At 44.1% G+C, this 16,146-nt stretch carries 13 protein-coding genes and 1 other annotated feature; of the genes, 5 read left to right on the top strand and 8 right to left on the bottom strand.

What is annotated here, in order from left to right:
* Nucleotides 1–9: 9 nt before the first annotated feature.
* The 3 genes from R7F07_RS12260 to ettA form a co-directional block, all read right to left on the bottom strand.
* Nucleotides 10–1,011, bottom strand: coding sequence for a M23 family metallopeptidase (locus tag R7F07_RS12260; RefSeq protein WP_171342766.1), 1,002 nt, complete (start codon nt 1,009–1,011; stop codon nt 10–12).
* Between the two features lie 39 nt (nt 1,012–1,050).
* Entirely contained in the window at nt 1,051–1,410 is a 360-nt protein-coding gene (locus R7F07_RS12255; protein ID WP_005381897.1) for a PilZ domain-containing protein, read from the bottom strand.
* 230 nt (nt 1,411–1,640) lie between these two features.
* Nucleotides 1,641–3,308 carry an energy-dependent translational throttle protein EttA gene (ettA, locus tag R7F07_RS12250; RefSeq protein WP_005381894.1) on the bottom strand — a complete coding sequence of 556 codons (1,668 nt, stop codon included), beginning with the start codon at nt 3,306–3,308 and terminating at the stop codon, nt 1,641–1,643.
* Between the two features lie 364 nt (nt 3,309–3,672).
* On the opposite strand from ettA, the gene sltY reads away from it, so the two are divergent.
* On the top strand, nt 3,673–5,619 hold the full coding sequence (sltY, locus tag R7F07_RS12245; protein WP_373921177.1) for a murein transglycosylase: 1,947 nt from the start codon (nt 3,673–3,675) through the stop codon (nt 5,617–5,619).
* 13 nt (nt 5,620–5,632) lie between these two features.
* Entirely contained in the window at nt 5,633–5,941 is a 309-nt protein-coding gene (gene trpR, locus R7F07_RS12240; RefSeq protein WP_005381892.1) for a trp operon repressor, read from the top strand.
* Nucleotides 5,942–6,051: 110 nt separating this feature from the next.
* Here the strand turns inward: trpR and yjjX are convergent, their stop codons facing one another.
* The 5 genes from yjjX to bamD form a co-directional block, all read right to left on the bottom strand.
* The gene (gene yjjX, locus R7F07_RS12235; RefSeq protein ID WP_005381891.1) at nt 6,052–6,585 is read right to left on the bottom strand and encodes an inosine/xanthosine triphosphatase; all 534 of its coding nucleotides are present in this window, start codon (nt 6,583–6,585) and stop codon (nt 6,052–6,054) included.
* Between the two features lie 24 nt (nt 6,586–6,609).
* Nucleotides 6,610–7,788 carry a prephenate dehydratase gene (gene pheA / locus R7F07_RS12230; RefSeq protein WP_017636154.1) on the bottom strand — a complete coding sequence of 393 codons (1,179 nt, stop codon included), beginning with the start codon at nt 7,786–7,788 and terminating at the stop codon, nt 6,610–6,612.
* Nucleotides 7,789–7,800: 12 nt separating this feature from the next.
* Nucleotides 7,801–7,922 (bottom strand) — a sequence feature (Phe leader region).
* 108 nt (nt 7,923–8,030) lie between these two features.
* Nucleotides 8,031–8,357: a ribosome hibernation-promoting factor, HPF/YfiA family gene (hpf, locus tag R7F07_RS12225; protein WP_005381889.1), complete on the bottom strand. Its 327-nt coding sequence runs from the start codon at nt 8,355–8,357 to the stop codon at nt 8,031–8,033.
* A 325-nt stretch (nt 8,358–8,682) separates the two neighbouring features.
* The gene (locus tag R7F07_RS12220; protein ID WP_309474001.1) at nt 8,683–10,164 is read right to left on the bottom strand and encodes a lytic transglycosylase F; all 1,482 of its coding nucleotides are present in this window, start codon (nt 10,162–10,164) and stop codon (nt 8,683–8,685) included.
* 149 nt (nt 10,165–10,313) lie between these two features.
* Nucleotides 10,314–11,042, bottom strand: a complete 729-nt coding sequence (gene bamD / locus R7F07_RS12215; protein ID WP_005381876.1) for an outer membrane protein assembly factor BamD — start codon at nt 11,040–11,042, stop codon at nt 10,314–10,316.
* A 136-nt stretch (nt 11,043–11,178) separates the two neighbouring features.
* On the opposite strand from bamD, the gene rluD reads away from it, so the two are divergent.
* The 3 genes from rluD (at nt 11,179) to clpB (ending at nt 15,604) form a co-directional block, all read left to right on the top strand.
* Entirely contained in the window at nt 11,179–12,156 is a 978-nt protein-coding gene (gene rluD / locus R7F07_RS12210; RefSeq protein ID WP_005381875.1) for a 23S rRNA pseudouridine(1911/1915/1917) synthase RluD, read from the top strand.
* A 1-nt stretch (nt 12,157) separates the two neighbouring features.
* Entirely contained in the window at nt 12,158–12,886 is a 729-nt protein-coding gene (gene pgeF, locus R7F07_RS12205; RefSeq protein ID WP_171342764.1) for a peptidoglycan editing factor PgeF, read from the top strand.
* Nucleotides 12,887–13,030: 144 nt separating this feature from the next.
* Complete coding sequence (gene clpB, locus R7F07_RS12200; RefSeq protein ID WP_005381873.1) at nt 13,031–15,604, top strand: ATP-dependent chaperone ClpB; 2,574 nt, start codon at nt 13,031–13,033, stop codon at nt 15,602–15,604.
* Nucleotides 15,605–16,146 lie beyond the last annotated feature (542 nt).

The following is a 16,146-nucleotide window of genomic DNA, read 5'->3' as shown; positions in this document are numbered from 1 at the left end:
ATGGACAAATCAGTTCGTCGCAGTATTACTCGTATCTTCACTTGATACTGTGTTGATACTGGTATCGCGATAGGGTGAATTGGTTAAATTGACTTGTAGGCGTACAACGTTATCAATCAATTGAACCAAAGGTCCCCATTTCACTTTTTTCTCTTTTTCAAAGACGTCATTGAAGTTTTCTGGTGTCCACTCCATTAAGTATTGAGGGTTGAGTGCTCGTCCGAGGAAGCGTACTTCATAGTGCAAGTGTGGCCCTGTGGAGTTGCCAGAGTTACCGCATTGAGCAATGATGTCGCCTTTACTAACAAACTGACCGCTTTTCACTTTGAAGCGTTGTAGATGAGCAAAGGAGCTCATAAAGCCAAATGAGTGACGAATGGTGACATAGTTACCATAACCACGATTGCTCGGGCGAACGGTTTCCACCACACCGTCAGCCGGTGCCAGGATCTCTTCTCCTCTTTTACAAGTCAGATCGATACCAGTATGAACATGCCTCTTACCTGAAATCGGATTAATACGACTGCCGTAAGAAGAAGAAATACGTTGGTATGTGACTGGACTGTCATTTGGTATCAAACGGAACATCGTCGCGCGAACAGCAGAATCGATAGCGGCTGCGTCAATTCGCTCCTCTAACCCCATGCTGTTCTCATCGATCATCAACTCTTCGTCTGCGAGACCTAAAACCGATTCAACGTCGAATACCCGTTTGCCCAATAGCTGAATTTGATTGTTTTTGTCCGTCAAAGACTGGGAAAGCGAATGATTGGTATCAAGCTGTTCTTCGTAAAGAGCCGTCACTTCGGCCTTTTCACTTTCCAGTTTGGCGATGATTTGTGTTAGTTCGTCTTTATTGTGCATCTGCTGCTGATTAAGGTACCACGCGCCACCAACGACGGCGGGTAATGACAATACTGAAGCAAATACTGCTAGGACCGAACTGCGGCCCAAATAGAACTGCTGATCGCCGTCTTTCGTCGGGATCTGCATGATGATTTTTTTAGACATAGTTATTGTTACTTAAATAGGCGTTCATTTATTTTTCTCCTAAAAACCTGAGAGGTGCTCTAACTCTCGATTCAGAAGGTCGTTATTGCCTACATTCAATTCTATAAATCGTTTTAGTTGGCTAATGCTTTCGATGTCTATCTTAGCGATCTTCAACCTAATCTCACACTTAGAGACATTCACAATTTGCGCTTTTAACGTAATCACTTGTTCGGATTGATCAAATGAAAAAGTCACATGGACTGGAAGGGTTGGATCCAAAGCCTCAGTCTCTTCCACTTTCATGAGTAAACCATGCAAGGAAAGATCTTGAATCCTAGCTTCAATTGCCAAGTCACGTTGTTCTATCTTAGCTGGAGCTTGATGGAGAATACGTGAAAAGCGTCGTCTCTCTGTCATATGAATATTCTCGTCAGGTCGTCAAACAGAATTGAATAGTATATCAATACGAACAAAAAATGTTCGATTGTTGTTTGAAAAGTGTCGAGGTCGCTACAGAGTGACGTAAGTGCTATGTCATGTTCTTAACGAACGAGACGGGCTAATGAGCTCTTTTTATAACAAAGAAAACAAAGGCCGCTATGATAGCGGCCTTTGTACAAATTACAATCAAACTTTGTGGGTTGCGATTACTTCGCAATGCGCTTGTATTTGATACGGTGTGGTTCTGCGGCTTCAGGACCCAATGTTTTCTTCAACCAATCCATGTACTCTGTGTAGTTACCTTCGTAGAAGTTAACTTGGCCTTCGTCACGGTAGTCAATGATGTGGGTTGCGATACGGTCAAGGAACCAACGGTCGTGCGAGATAACCATTGCACAACCAGGGAACTCTAGTAATGCTTCTTCTAGAGCACGCAGTGTTTCAACGTCAAGGTCGTTGGTTGGTTCGTCGAGTAGCAACACGTTACCGCCCGCTTTAAGCAGCTTCGCAAGGTGGACACGGTTACGCTCACCACCCGATAGTTCACCAATAATCTTTTGTTGGTCACTGCCTTTAAAGTTAAAGCGTGAACAGTATGCGCGAGCTGGGATTTCGAAGTTGTTGATCTTAATGATATCAGCACCTTCAGAGATCTCTTGGAATACGGTTTTAGAATCGTCCATGCTGTCACGGAACTGATCGACCGATGCCAGTTTTACTGTATCGCCCATCTCAATTGTGCCCGAGTCTGGTTGTTCAGTACCACTTAACATCTTGAATAGCGTCGATTTACCTGCGCCGTTCGCACCGATGATACCAACAATCGCACCTTTAGGGATGCTGAATGACAGGTCATCAATCAGAACACGACCGTCAAATGACTTAGTTAGGTTCTTCACTTCAATGACCTTATCACCTAGACGCTCACCTGGTGGGATAAACAGTTCATTGGTTTCATTACGTTTTTGGTGATCAGAGCTTTGCAGTTCTTCAAAGCGAGCCATACGTGCTTTTGACTTCGCTTGACGACCTTTAGGGTTTTTACGTACCCACTCAAGCTCTTTCTCGATAGTCTTTTGGCGAGCACTCTCTTGGGAGGCTTCTTGTTGTAGACGAGCGTCTTTTTGCTCCAGCCATGAGGTGTAGTTGCCTTCCCATGGGATACCTTCACCACGGTCCAGTTCTAAGATCCAGCCCGCAGCGTTATCTAGGAAGTAACGGTCGTGGGTGATGGCCACTACGGTACCTGTGTAATCCACTAAGAAGCGCTCTAGCCAAGCAACTGATTCTGCATCTAGGTGGTTGGTAGGTTCATCAAGCAATAGCATGTCTGGCTTAGAAAGTAGCAAGCGACAAATAGCCACACGGCGGCGTTCACCACCTGATAGGTGCGCAATTTTTTGGTCCCATTCAGGTAAACGTAGTGCGTTTGCTGCACGCTCAAGCGCATTTTCTAGGTTATGACCATCTTTCGCTTGGATAAGGGCTTCTAGCTCGCCTTGCTCTTTTGCAAGTGCGTCGAAGTCTGCATCTGGTTCAGCGTATGCTGCGTAGACTGCGTCCAAACGTTTCAGAGCGTCAGCAACGTCAGCAACCGCTTCTTCAACAACTTCACGAACGGTTTTTGATTCGTCTAATACTGGTTCCTGAGGTAGGTAACCTACGTTTAGACCAGGTTGTGGACGCGCTTCACCGTCGATATCCGTGTCGATACCTGCCATGATACGTAGCAGTGTGGATTTACCTGCACCGTTCAGACCTAAAACACCGATTTTCGCACCAGGGAAGAAGCTCAGAGAGATGTCTTTAAGAATTTGACGCTTAGGTGGCACAATTTTGCTCACCCGCGACATGGTATATACGTATTCAGCCATTGCCGATCGTTCCTAAATTAACTGTCATTCAAACCCATCATTTTATACCAACTGCTTTGTTTTTGTTACCGCATTGCAAGAATTTCCCTAACGAATGGATTTCTTATTTTGAGCTGACCGGAAACTTACACGGTTAGGGTATACACTTTTGTTATTCGTTAAGAATGACGAAGTGTTTTCTATGCGAGTTAGAAACGCTTTGTCTCCATCGTCTTAAAAGTTTGACGAGTACAATTTTTAATACACTAAGTTGCTTTACATGGACATCTGCATTCTGTGTAAATAGATGCATGTGTGAAAATTGCCTTAACATCACATGAACTCTAACAAAACTAGGCTTTAGGGCAGTATATGTCTGGGGAAAATGACACAAATGAGATTCAACGTATCTGAATTGGCTAAAAACGTATGCTGCGCCGCCGCGTTGTGTGCTATGAGTTTGAGTGCTAATGCCGCGCTGAGTTTGGAAAAGCAGCGCGAAGTATATGAGCAAGCTCAAGATTTATTAGATAAAAATGACATCGACGGATACCTTTCGATTCGTCCTAAAATTTCTGACTATCCACTAACGCCTTATGTGGATTACCGCACTTTTATTAGACAGTTACCGGAAAAGTCACCACAACAGGTGAACGAGTTTATTTCTGAGCACGAGTCTTTTCCATTTTCTCGTCGAGTTCGCGCTCCATACCTCAATCATCTTTATAAGCAAAAAGATTGGAAAACCATTACTGAGTTTCAAAAAGTCATTCCTAGTGGTGAGCGTTACCAATGTATTTTCTACGTCGCTCAGTTAAAGCAAGGCAAGAAAGTCGCGGCATTTAAAGGGGCTGAACATATGTGGTTACGTGGCATCAGCATTGCTGATGAGTGTGACCCATTATTTGCAGCATGGGACAAGGCGGGTGAGCGTACCGATGAACTGATTCTACAGCGTATGTTACTGGCGTTTGATGCTCGTAATGGCGGTTTGATGAGTTACTTGCTCAAACTGCCTAAATCAGCGCAGGCAAAGCAACAAGCCAAAGAAATGAAAGCGTTGTTTGATAATCCTTCAAGTGTTGCGGAATTCGCGAAGAAAAAACCTGCGAATGATTTTAATCGAGCGCAAAGTGAATATGCGTTAGAAAAGTTGGCTCGTATGAACACTAGCCAAGCACAAGGTGCGTACGATGCTGTCATTGAAGGACAGAAGTTTTCTCCAGAAAAAGCGCAAGAACTTGCCGACTATATTGCATTTCGATTGACTCGTACGGAGTCTGAGTCATTAGCTAAATGGCGCGATGATAAAACGAAAACCAGTCAGTACTTACCGTTGATTGAAACGCGCATCCGCTTAGCGATTCAAAATGCAGATTGGAAAGGCGTACAAGAGTGGATTGCTGTTCTAAATAAAGAAGAACAAGCCACGCTACGCTGGCAATATTGGCTTGGAAGAAGTGAAATAGCGTTAGGTGATGACATCGCGGGGAAACAGCGTTTAGCAACTCTGCTTGGGCAACGAAACTTCTACAGTGTGGCTGCCGCCAATGCAATCGGGCAATCAATCAAATACCCAACGCATACGGTTAAGTTGGATAAGAAAGTTGTTCAACCCTATCAAGACTCGTTAGCTCGTATCGAAGAGTTGATCGCGACGGATAAAATCGCAGCAGCGAAGAGTGAATGGGCACACTTACTGCGCCGCGTAGGGAAAGATGAAAAGGCGATGTTGGCGGCTTATGCATCATTTAAACGTTGGCATCACCTAACGGTGACCGCGAGTATTCAAGCGCAGATGTGGGATAATATCGAACTTAGGTTCCCAATAGCACACCGCTGGTGGTTTAACTTTTATGCGAAAAAGCACAACATTGATCCCGTCACGATGATGTCTCTCGCTCGACAGGAAAGTGCGTTAGATGTTGAAGCCCGCTCTCCAGTTGGCGCTCGTGGTCTTATGCAGATCATGCCTGCGACGGCGAAGTACACGGCACGTAAATATAAGTTGAGTTATCAAGGTACGCAGGATCTCTACAATGTAGGAAAAAATATCGAAATTGGTAGCCATTATTTGCAAGGTTTATTAGAGGATTACGATAATAATCGTATTTTTGCTCTTGCTGCTTATAATGCAGGTCCTAACAGAGTAAAAACGTGGCGAGAGCGTACCCAAGGAAAAGTGGATGCTTATGCCTTTATTGAGGCAATTCCATTTAAAGAGACGCGCGGTTATGTACAAAACATCTTGATGTTTGAAACATACTATCGTGATCTTTTGGGTATCGATGGCGCGTTCTTGAATCAACATGAGATCAATACCAAGTATTGAGTGAGGTAACTTGATGTCGCACGAACCCGAGTACAAAGACTGGCAACAGATTATTGAGCTAATTCGAACAAGTATGGGCACCCAGCAAGATGACATGCTGTTAACAATGCTGATGTCACGTGATGAGAGAGAGTCATTAATATCACGCGTTAATATAATTAACGAACTTCTTAAAGGAGAATTATCTCAACGTCAGATCAGTCAGATGCTTGGTGTGGGCATTGCCACCATTACTCGAGGCTCTAACGAACTAAAGTCGAAATCTGATGAAGAAAAAGACAAGTTGAAAGTCTTGTTAGAACAAGTTGCGGTATCTAAGTAGACAGTATATCCAATTTGCTTTTAGGCCTTGGTGTTACAAGTGACTAAGATAACGTATTACAAAGGGCGGAAATATCCGCCCTTTTGCGTATCTAGAGACTAGGCTGAGTGTTATAAATTTGAAGGAAAGTGCTCAGGGTTTGTGAATGGAATTAAAGCCAGAATCAAGGCTTGGTGATAGACCGAGCTTCGAGTTAGCTGGTTTTGGGTTAGCAGGCTAATAGCGCCACCTTTCTGTTTGATGTTATCAGTACCAAACACTTCGTCCATTACATCTCCCAACTCATTCGCATCCTTGAGTTTTTCCAAGACTTTTGGCGGCAACATTAAGCTTGCAGAACGAGATTCACCGCGGTGAGTCTCTGATTCAACCACCATCCAAGCAAACGTCACGTTTGCTTCAATTCCCGCTTCGAGACCGACATAGTAATCCGCGTTTGGCATCTCTACTTTTGCGTTTTTAACGCGGTTTAGCGCACCACGATGAGTTTCTTCATTCGTCATGGGCTGATCTGCGACCTCACTCGGTACACTGATGCCAACGAAGTTGAACTCTTGATGCGGAAATGCATTACGAAATGCACTTTGAACTGCATTAATTTTGGCTGGGTTTAGCGATGCGATTACGACTTTTTGGGTTGCCATGATCTTTTTACTCACTGGTGTCTATTAACTCAATTTTACTTGCGTAGGCTTTACGTTCTCACTCGGGTAACAGCCTAATACTTTCAAGTGCTTAGTGATTTTTGTTAGCTCTTCAAGTGCCTGTTGCATTTCTGTCGAAGCAAGATGTGATGTCAAGTCTACGTAGAACATCTCTTCCCACGGGTTCCCCATAATTGGGCGTGATTCCAGCTTGGTCATATTGATGCCGTAACGTTGCAGCACTAATAGTGTTTCAACCAATGAGCCTGCCTCTTGGGAGGTCGACATGATCAATGTGGTTTTTGCTGGAATCTGAGTAGAAACTTCAACCGGTTTACGAGCAACCACGATAAAGCGAGTATGGTTTTCGGTTTGGTTTGCGATGTTGCCTTGAATTGCTTGCAAGCCATATAGCTTACCGCTTGATGCATTACCAATTGCAGCCACATCATCACGATCCATCTCTTGGACTTTCTGCATTGCATCTGCTGTGCTCGCGCAGGATTCCAGCTTTACCCCTTTCATACGGCTTAAAAACTCACTGCACTGTTGGTGTGGCTGAGGGTGAGAATACAGCGTTTTAATATCTTCCAGACGAATGTCTTTTTTCGCAACCAAGCAGTGTTCGATTGGTTGAGTTAGCTCTCCAACGATGTAAAGCGTCGTGTGTTGTAGTAAGTCATACACTTCATTAATAGAGCCTGAGCTGGTGTTTTCGATTGGCAGAACGCCATAATCAGCATGGCCAGATTCAACCGTTTGAGTCACTTCTTTAAAGTGCTCGCAGTTGAGCTCGATAAGCTCCGTATTTTTACGACTGAAGTATTCGCGACTTGCCAAGTGCGAATAAGAGCCTTTGGCTCCTAAAAAAGCGACGCGAGCAAGTGGCTTACGGCTTTGCTGTGGGTTAACGAGATTTTGCAGATAACTTTGTTGAAGCAGAACTGAGTCTTCAATGATGGTATGGAAAAGTTTGGTGATGTACTGCGCGTCAAGTTCGTATTTATCTTGGCCATTAGAAATCAGCTTGACCAATAATTGCTGTTCACGGACGGCGTCGCGAACAGGCTTTGAGGTTTGTACTTTGCTTTTGGCTACTTCAATGCTGAGTTTACGGCGCTCAGACAATAAGCTGAGAAGTTGGTCATCCAACTCATTCAAGCGTAAACGAATTTCTTCGAGGGAAATAGGTTGGTCAGTCATCAATTCTTTCCTTATAAAAAAGCCTCCCGATTTGGGAGGCTTTCTGTTTGTTTTTGACTTTTCTTTCACAAACGAGTTCGCCCCTCCAACTATGGGAGGAAAAAGAAGTCAAAAATAAACAGTGAGGTTAAATGCATAAATAGTGCTTAATTTATGAGTGTTTAAACACAATAAGCAAGGCTGGGGAGAGCGTCAAGCAAAAAAATAGCGCCTTTCGGCGCTATTTCCTCAATCTGTTCAGTTTACTCTTCTTCTTCCACTAGCTCAGGCTTACTTGCACGTCGAGCTTCAGGTTTGTGGGTCAGCTTGTTCAATTGTCGTTCTAGTTTTTGCTCCACTTCGTTGATAGCTGCGTAAAGATCTTCGTGAGTTGCTGAGGCAATGAGCTGGCCTTTAGGAACTTTGATAACCGCTTCGAATTTCTTCTGTTTGTTTGGTTCCTCACTGAAAGTTGCTTGGCAACCAATTAGGTCTACTTGCCATTTCTCCAGTTTTTTAAATTTGCTCTCAATATGAGCTCGGATTGCAGAGGTGATTTCGATGTTTTTGCCAGTGATATTCATTGTCATAAGTGTTTTTCCTCTGTTGCATCCCTCATGGGTTGAGTTCAGATTACCGCTTTAAGCATAAAAAAATGTGATTCAGATCATTATTTTGCTCGGGTTTTTTATGATGAAAAATGAATGTGATCTCACTCAAGAACTTCTGAGATTTATCGTGAAATTGCTTGTTATCGGTTAGTAAATCCGTAGATTGGATAGAGTACTCAGCTGAAAACGGCCTCGTTTTTAGGGAAGTTTTACGGCCTAATATTTGAGGTGGTTAAAATTTAACTACACGTAAGGTGTGATGACGATCACTGAGTCTTTCCAATGAATCCATTTAAAAAGCCGCTTACTGTACAAGCGGCTTTTTACTGTCTGGCATTTGGCTGACTTTTCGTAGCGGTATCATGAAAATGGGGTCTTTTGGGGCTAGTGAAACCCTTTCTAGACTTTTGACTTGGTCCAAGCTTTCTAGTTGTTTGTATATTATGTAGTAGCGATTAATGCTTGTGACGTACCCAACCGTTGAGCTTAAACTTTTCCGCATAACGACTTCAACGTTATTAAACCAAACATTAGGATCGTAACCTTGTTGGGCTGCACGCTTACGAATACGCTCTACATTGCCGGGGCCCGCATTGTAAGCCGCCAATGTAAAGTAGAGTTTATTTTGTGCAGTAATATCAGGGTCACTGAAGTACTGCTTACGCAAAAAAGCTAAGTATTTCACTCCAGCATGAATGTTGTTTTCTAATTGTCGAACATTTTTGATATTGATATTCGGATCTTGAGCGGTGCTAGGTAGGACTTGCATTATGCCAACGGCACCTCGACTTCCAACTAGGTCGTTATTAAATCCTGATTCCTTGTAAGCGATTGCAGCGATCAGTAAATAGTCGATATCGTATTTCTCACCATAGCGTGAAAATAGCGCCGCGAGTTTTTCTAGTTGAGCAATTTTCTTAGGGTTAAGAGCTCTGTTCAACCATCCCGTATTATCGATGTATTTACCGTAAATAACGTTACCGAGTAGTGTCCCAGAGCGAGACTTCTGGATGAACTTATTCACGACGGCTTTTAATTTGGGACTATTTTCTCGCATTGCCCAAGCAATTTTGCCATTTTTGCGGATAGGGATTTTTTTGTGAACCCGAATATCATCCATCACTTTCAGCCAAAGCTTGGCTTTATGGCTATCGAGAACAATGGCTTTGACGTAACCATTGTTGAGCATTCCGACCAGCTCATAATCTTGAAGTGTTTCTTCAATAAAGTGCACGATAACAGGCGGTAAGCCTTTTTTGTTTAGTTTCTTATTTAGTGTCTGAATGCTTTCAAAGTAGCTAGAACTGGCGCGCACCCAAATCTCTTTGCCGCTCAATTGTTCGATTTTCGTCATCGTTGGTGTGCTTTTGTTTGTCACTACCCACTCTTGAATACCAGTGAGGATGGGTGAACTGAACTCCACTTTCTGTTTGCGCGTGTCGGTAATAGTCAGGTTGGCGACAACTAAGTCACCTGAACCGTTTTCTAAGGCTGGCAGTAGCTGGTCGCGGGCAACAGGAATAATTTGTACGTTAAGCTTTGGTTTGAGTTTACGAAGGTCTTTTTCGAAATGCGCCAGCAATTCTGCGCCTATGCCTTTTGGTGTGCCGCCCTCAATGTAGTAAAAGCCTAAATCAGCAGAAACTAAGACGCGCAGTACATTCTTCTCCTTGATGACATCGAGGTCTCCGGTATAAGGAGGCTGTTTGAGCGGCGAGATTTGCAGTGCGCAAACGGAAGCAGACAATAGGAGCAGCATAACTGCGCAAAGCTTAGATATCGTCACGTTCACATCCTTTTTATAAAGGGGGGGAGGAGAACTTTAAGCATATGTGGAGCTAGGAAGATCATCAAGAAAGGGCTGAATACACTATTGAGAGTAATAAAAAACCGCCACGGTAAAAACGGTGGCGGTTCAGTTTAAAGCAAGTTCAATTACTTCACAGGGTTGAGCTCGATAAGCTTTTCAGTTCTTGCTACGGCGTCTTCCAAACCAAGTTGCTTGTAGGCCTCTAGCTGGATAGTCAGTGACTTACGTGCAGCTTCTGTGTCTGGATACGCTTTTTGCAGCTCTTGGCTGCGATTAATAGCAGCGACCCAAGCTTCACGGCGAAGGTAGAAGTCAGCAGTCGCTAAATCATAGTTCGCTAGACGGTTTTTCAGCGCGACCATACGTTTTTGTGAATCTTCTGCATATGGGCTATTCGGGTAGCGTTGAAGTAGTTTTTTGAAGTCATCAAACGCTTTTTTTACCGGTTCAGGATCGCGATCGCTTCGATCTACGCTGAATAAATCATGCATAAAGTTACGATCTTGCGCCATGTGGCTTAGACCTCGCATGTACAGCACCCAATCCATCTTTTCATGGGTTGGGTTTAAACGCATAAAGCGAGAAATGGTTGCCAAGCCCAAAGCAAGGTCGTCGTTTTTGTAGTACGCATAGATTAGGTCAAGCTGCACCTGTTCTGAGTAGGCACCGAATGGGTAACGTGAGTCTAATGCTTCCAGTTTCTCAATTGCAGAAAGCCAATTACCACTTTGAAGAGAAATCTGTGCGTCTGCATACAGTTCCGAAGGCGGCACATCAGGAACGATTTCTTCTTTGCTTGCACATCCAAACAGAAGGGATACCGCTAAAAGGCCTGTTAAAGTCTGACGTTTCATATCAGGAGTCTGTTCCTTGAATCTAAATATTTCTTAAGCTGCCGTTACTTTCTTTCCAGTAACAGATACAATGACGTAATAGTCTATTTTTTCACAGTCGTGAGCATTAGTCTCACAGTTTTTAAAAAAGTTCGATATGGCTCAGCAGATTGTATTAACAAATACCGTAAAAGATAGCCAGTTAGGTCAACGTTTAGACCAAGCTATCGCCGAATTATTCGCGGACTTCTCTCGCTCGCGCCTAAAAGAGTGGCTGCTTGATGGGAAAGTTCAAGTTGATGGTGAAGTTGTCACTAAACCTCGTACCAAAGTAATGGGTGGCGAGGAAATTACATTGCAAGCCGAGTTAGAAGATGAAGAACGCTGGGAAGCGCAAGATATCCCGCTAGATATCGTCTATGAAGATGAAGATATTATCGTTATCAACAAACCTCGTGACTTTGTGGTTCATCCGGGCGCTGGTACGCCTGATGGCACTGTACTTAATGCGTTGTTGCATCATTACCCTGATATTGCAGAAGTACCTCGTGCAGGTATCGTGCACCGTTTGGATAAAGACACAACGGGTTTGATGGTGGTGGCGAAAACCGTTCCTGCACAAACTCGTCTGGTTCGCGCACTGCAAAAACGTAATATTACTCGTGAGTACGAAGCGATAGCTATTGGTCGTATGACAGCGGGCGGTAAAGTGGATCAACCTATTGGTCGTCACTCTACTAAGCGCACGCTTATGGCGGTAGCACCAATGGGCAAACCAGCAGTAACGCACTACCGTGTTGCTGAACGCTTCCGCGAACACACGCGTATTCGCTTGCGTCTAGAAACGGGTCGTACGCACCAGATTCGTGTGCACATGTCTTATCTTCAGCATCCGCTGCTCGGTGATATTGCATATGGTGGACGTGCTCGCATCCCGACAGGTGCGTCTGAAGAGCTAACGGCAATGATCCGTGGCTTCGATCGCCAAGCATTGCATGCAGTAATGCTGCGCTTTGAGCACCCAATTACGGGCGAAGTTCTTGAGTTTCATGCCCCTGTGCCTGATGACATGGTTGTGATGACTGAAGCGCTTCGTCAAGATACAGAAGAGCACGGCTTACCGGAAGAGTTCTAATATGAAGAGAATCATTCCGAATTGGCCAGCGCCTAAAAATGTCAAAGCTTTCGCCTCAACACGCATAGGCGGATTTTCGACAGGCCCTTACCAAGGGCTAAATTTAGGTGCTCACGTTGGGGATGATTTGTCTTTAGTAGAGAAGAACCGAGCTTGGTTGGCGCAACAGGCAAGCATGCCAAATGCGCCAATCTGGTTAAACCAAACGCATTCAACCGTTGTGGCTGAAGCAAATGAACCAACAACACAGGTGCTTGATGCGGATGGTGTATTTACTTCTTCAAGCCATGTTATTTGTTCAGCGATGACCGCCGATTGTTTACCTGTATTATTGACTAATACACAAGGTACGCAAGTAGCCGCTGTTCACGCAGGTTGGCGCGGCTTAGCAAATGGCATTGTCGAAAATGCGTTAGCGTTGTTTTCTGGTGAAGTGATAGCGTGGCTTGGCCCCGCCATTGGCCCTCAAGCCTTCGAAGTGGGTGAAGATGTTCTGCAAGCTTTTGTTGATTTTGATTCACAGGCGAATCAAGCATTTGCTCCACGCGATATCGACGGTAAATGGTTTGCTGACATGTCGGTGCTGGCAACGCAACGTCTAAACCGGGCTGGTGTGACACAAGTGTTTGATTCTGGACTTTGTACTTACCAAGATAAAGCCTCTTTTTACTCTTATCGCCGTGATGGTAAGACTGGTCGACAAGCAACCTTTATTTGGATCGAAGACTAGCTATAAGCACCAAAGTGCTAAGATGCATACTACTATTTTTGCAAAGCTATCTTTATTCATTCACTCCCTTGAAATTCCCCACCCGAGTATCCATCTTTCTAACTGTCAAAAGAATTTCCTTTAGTTGAGGTTAGGAAGGTAGATATGCGTCTTGATCGATTCACAAGTAAGTTTCAAATCGCTATCTCTGATGCTCAATCACTAGCGTTAGGGCGCGATCATCAATATATCGAGCCAGTTCACCTCATGGTGGCTTTGCTTGATCAAAATGGCAGTCCAATTCGTCCATTGCTTACTATGCTGGATGTGGACGTAACGCATTTACGCTCTAAATTGAGTGAAATGTTAGATCGATTACCAAAAGTCAGTGGCATCGGTGGGGATGTTCAGCTCTCTAGCTCGATGGGCACATTGTTTAACCTGTGTGACAAAGTGGCGCAAAAGCGTCAAGACTCCTATATCTCGTCTGAAGTCTTCCTGCTTGCCGCTTTAGAAGATCGCGGACCATTGGGGCAATTGCTCAAAGAGATCGGCTTAACAGAGCAAAAAGTCAGCCAGGCAATCGAAAAGATCAGAGGTGGTCAAAAGGTCAATGATCCGAATGCAGAAGAGCTTCGTCAAGCATTGGAAAAGTTCACCATAGACCTTACCGAACGTGCAGAGCAAGGTAAATTGGATCCGGTTATCGGCCGTGATGATGAAATCCGTCGTACTATCCAGGTATTGCAGCGTCGTACTAAAAACAACCCTGTGATTATCGGTGAACCAGGCGTAGGTAAGACAGCAATTGTTGAAGGCTTAGCGCAGCGCATAGTTAACAATGAAGTACCTGAAGGTCTGCGTGGTCGCCGTGTGCTATCACTGGATATGGGCGCACTGGTTGCTGGCGCGAAATACCGTGGGGAATTTGAAGAGCGTTTAAAATCAGTATTGAATGAACTTGCTAAAGAAGAAGGCAACGTCATCCTCTTCATTGATGAACTACACACTATGGTCGGTGCTGGTAAAGGTGAAGGCTCAATGGATGCGGGCAACATGCTAAAACCGGCATTAGCTCGTGGTGAGCTGCACTGTGTTGGCGCAACAACATTGGATGAATATCGTCAGTACATCGAAAAAGATGCAGCATTAGAACGTCGTTTCCAAAAAGTGCTGGTGGATGAGCCGACCGTTGAGGATACCGTGGCGATTTTACGTGGCTTGAAGGAGCGTTATGAGCTTCATCATCACGTCGAAATTACTGACCCAGCGATTGTTGCTGCGGCGAGCTTGTCACATCGCTATGTCTCCGACCGTCAGTTGCCGGATAAAGCGATCGACTTAATCGACGAAGCGGCTTCAAGCATTCGTTTACAAATTGACTCTAAGCCGGAGTCCTTGGATAAGCTTGAGCGTAAAATCATCCAACTCAAAATTGAGCAGCAAGCACTAAGTAACGAGCACGATGAAGCGAGTGAAAAGCGTTTGAAAGCGCTTAATGAAGAACTCAATGAAAAAGAACGTGAGTACGCTGAACTAGAAGAGGTTTGGAATACAGAAAAAGCAGCTCTTTCTGGCACTCAACATATTAAGTCTGAGCTTGAACAAGCTCGTATGGACATGGAGTTTGCTCGCCGTGCTGGCGATCTAAACCGTATGTCGGAGCTTCAATATGGTCGTATTCCTGAACTTGAGAAGCAGTTAGATCTTGCAACCCAAGCTGAAATGCAGGAAATGACGCTATTGCGTAATAAAGTAACCGACAACGAGATTGCAGAAGTACTTTCTAAGCAAACCGGCATTCCGGTATCCAAGATGCTAGAAGCGGAAAAAGAGAAACTACTTCGTATGGAAGACGTGCTGCATAATCGTGTGGTAGGGCAAAGCGAAGCGGTCTCTGTTGTATCGAATGCCATTCGTCGTAGTCGAGCTGGGCTTTCTGATCCAAACCGACCAATTGGCTCTTTCTTATTCTTAGGTCCAACTGGTGTGGGTAAAACAGAGCTTTGTAAGACACTTGCGAGCTTTATGTTCGACAGTGAAGATGCGATGGTCCGTATCGATATGTCTGAGTTCATGGAGAAACACTCAGTGGCAAGGTTGGTTGGTGCACCTCCAGGCTACGTCGGATATGAAGAGGGTGGTTATTTAACGGAAGCGGTTCGTCGCAAGCCGTATTCGGTAATTTTGTTAGACGAAGTAGAGAAAGCGCATCCGGATGTATTTAACATTCTGCTGCAAGTTCTCGATGATGGGCGTTTAACGGATGGTCAAGGTCGTACTGTTGACTTCCGTAATACGGTTGTGATCATGACATCTAACTTGGGTTCATCTCGTATCCAAGAGAATTTCGCAACTTTAGACTATCAAGGTATCAAGAGTGAAGTGATGGATGTGGTTAGCAAACACTTCCGCCCAGAGTTCTTGAACCGTGTTGACGAAATAGTGGTGTTCCATCCACTTGGTCAAGAGCACATTAAGTCCATTGCTTCTATTCAATTGGAACGTTTGGCGAAACGACTAGAGGAGAAAGGCTATCAACTAGAAGTTTCCGACAAAGCGCTCGATTTGATCGCTCAAGTTGGTTTCGATCCTGTGTATGGTGCGCGTCCTTTAAAACGTGCAATTCAGCAGAATGTCGAGAACCCGTTAGCCAAATCAATTCTTTCTGGTGAAATCGTTCCAGACAAGACAGTGCAGCTAATTGTTACTAATGACCAAATTTGTGCTCATCAATAATTGTATGGATACAGTAAAATTGAGATAAAAATCACACTAAAGGGGCCGTTTGGCCCCTTTTCTGTAGTTTTTAGAGTCTTTTGTCTGTTTTCTATACGAATAGACTAAAAAGGTGAGTTTTTTTAAAAAATGCACTTGTGTTCTTTAATGAACTCCCTATAATGCGCCTCCGTTGTCACGGGAAAGCAAGTGAAGTGGAACCTAAACAACTACGGTTAGTGAGTTAAAATTAACTCGCAGATAAATAACTTAAAAAAGTGTTTGACACGATAAGTTATCTAGCTAAAATAGCCGTCCACTTTGAAGAGAACTTCGAAGTGTGCTCTTTAAAAATATAGACCTATCAATCTGTGTGGGCACTCGTTGATGATAATCCAATTCGATACTTCGGTATCAAATTAGGTTTCAATGATACGAAGTGACCATTGAATCGAAAGATTCAGCACAGTCAATTCAAACATTACGTTATGTAATGTTCAGTATTCATTGAGCCGAACAAAATCTTAAATTGAAGAGTTTGATCATGGCTCAGATTGAACGCT

The sequence above is a fragment of the Vibrio sp. YT-16 genome, from assembly GCF_033337405.1.
Lineage (GTDB): Bacteria > Pseudomonadota > Gammaproteobacteria > Enterobacterales > Vibrionaceae > Vibrio > Vibrio alginolyticus.
The sequence above is the reverse complement of the archived record's forward strand: the minus strand, read 5'-3'. Positions and strand labels throughout refer to the sequence as shown.

Excerpts from the sequence above, each read along its gene's own strand:
- pheA (WP_017636154.1), bottom strand. The coding sequence starts at position 7,788 with ATGACTGACCAACCTATTTCCCTCGAAGAAATTCGTTTACGCTTGAAT.
- rluD (WP_005381875.1), top strand. The coding sequence starts at position 11,179 with ATGGCTCAGCAGATTGTATTAACAAATACCGTAAAAGATAGCCAGTTA.
- pgeF (WP_171342764.1), top strand. The coding sequence starts at position 12,158 with ATGAAGAGAATCATTCCGAATTGGCCAGCGCCTAAAAATGTCAAAGCT.
- bamD (WP_005381876.1), bottom strand. The coding sequence starts at position 11,042 with ATGAAACGTCAGACTTTAACAGGCCTTTTAGCGGTATCCCTTCTGTTT.
- R7F07_RS12260 (WP_171342766.1), bottom strand. The coding sequence starts at position 1,011 with ATGTCTAAAAAAATCATCATGCAGATCCCGACGAAAGACGGCGATCAG.
- R7F07_RS12255 (WP_005381897.1), bottom strand. The coding sequence starts at position 1,410 with ATGACAGAGAGACGACGCTTTTCACGTATTCTCCATCAAGCTCCAGCT.
- hpf (WP_005381889.1), bottom strand. The coding sequence starts at position 8,357 with ATGACAATGAATATCACTGGCAAAAACATCGAAATCACCTCTGCAATC.
- ettA (WP_005381894.1), bottom strand. The coding sequence starts at position 3,308 with ATGGCTGAATACGTATATACCATGTCGCGGGTGAGCAAAATTGTGCCA.
- yjjX (WP_005381891.1), bottom strand. The coding sequence starts at position 6,585 with ATGGCAACCCAAAAAGTCGTAATCGCATCGCTAAACCCAGCCAAAATT.
- clpB (WP_005381873.1), top strand. The coding sequence starts at position 13,031 with ATGCGTCTTGATCGATTCACAAGTAAGTTTCAAATCGCTATCTCTGAT.
- sltY (WP_373921177.1), top strand. The coding sequence starts at position 3,673 with ATGACACAAATGAGATTCAACGTATCTGAATTGGCTAAAAACGTATGC.
- trpR (WP_005381892.1), top strand. The coding sequence starts at position 5,633 with ATGTCGCACGAACCCGAGTACAAAGACTGGCAACAGATTATTGAGCTA.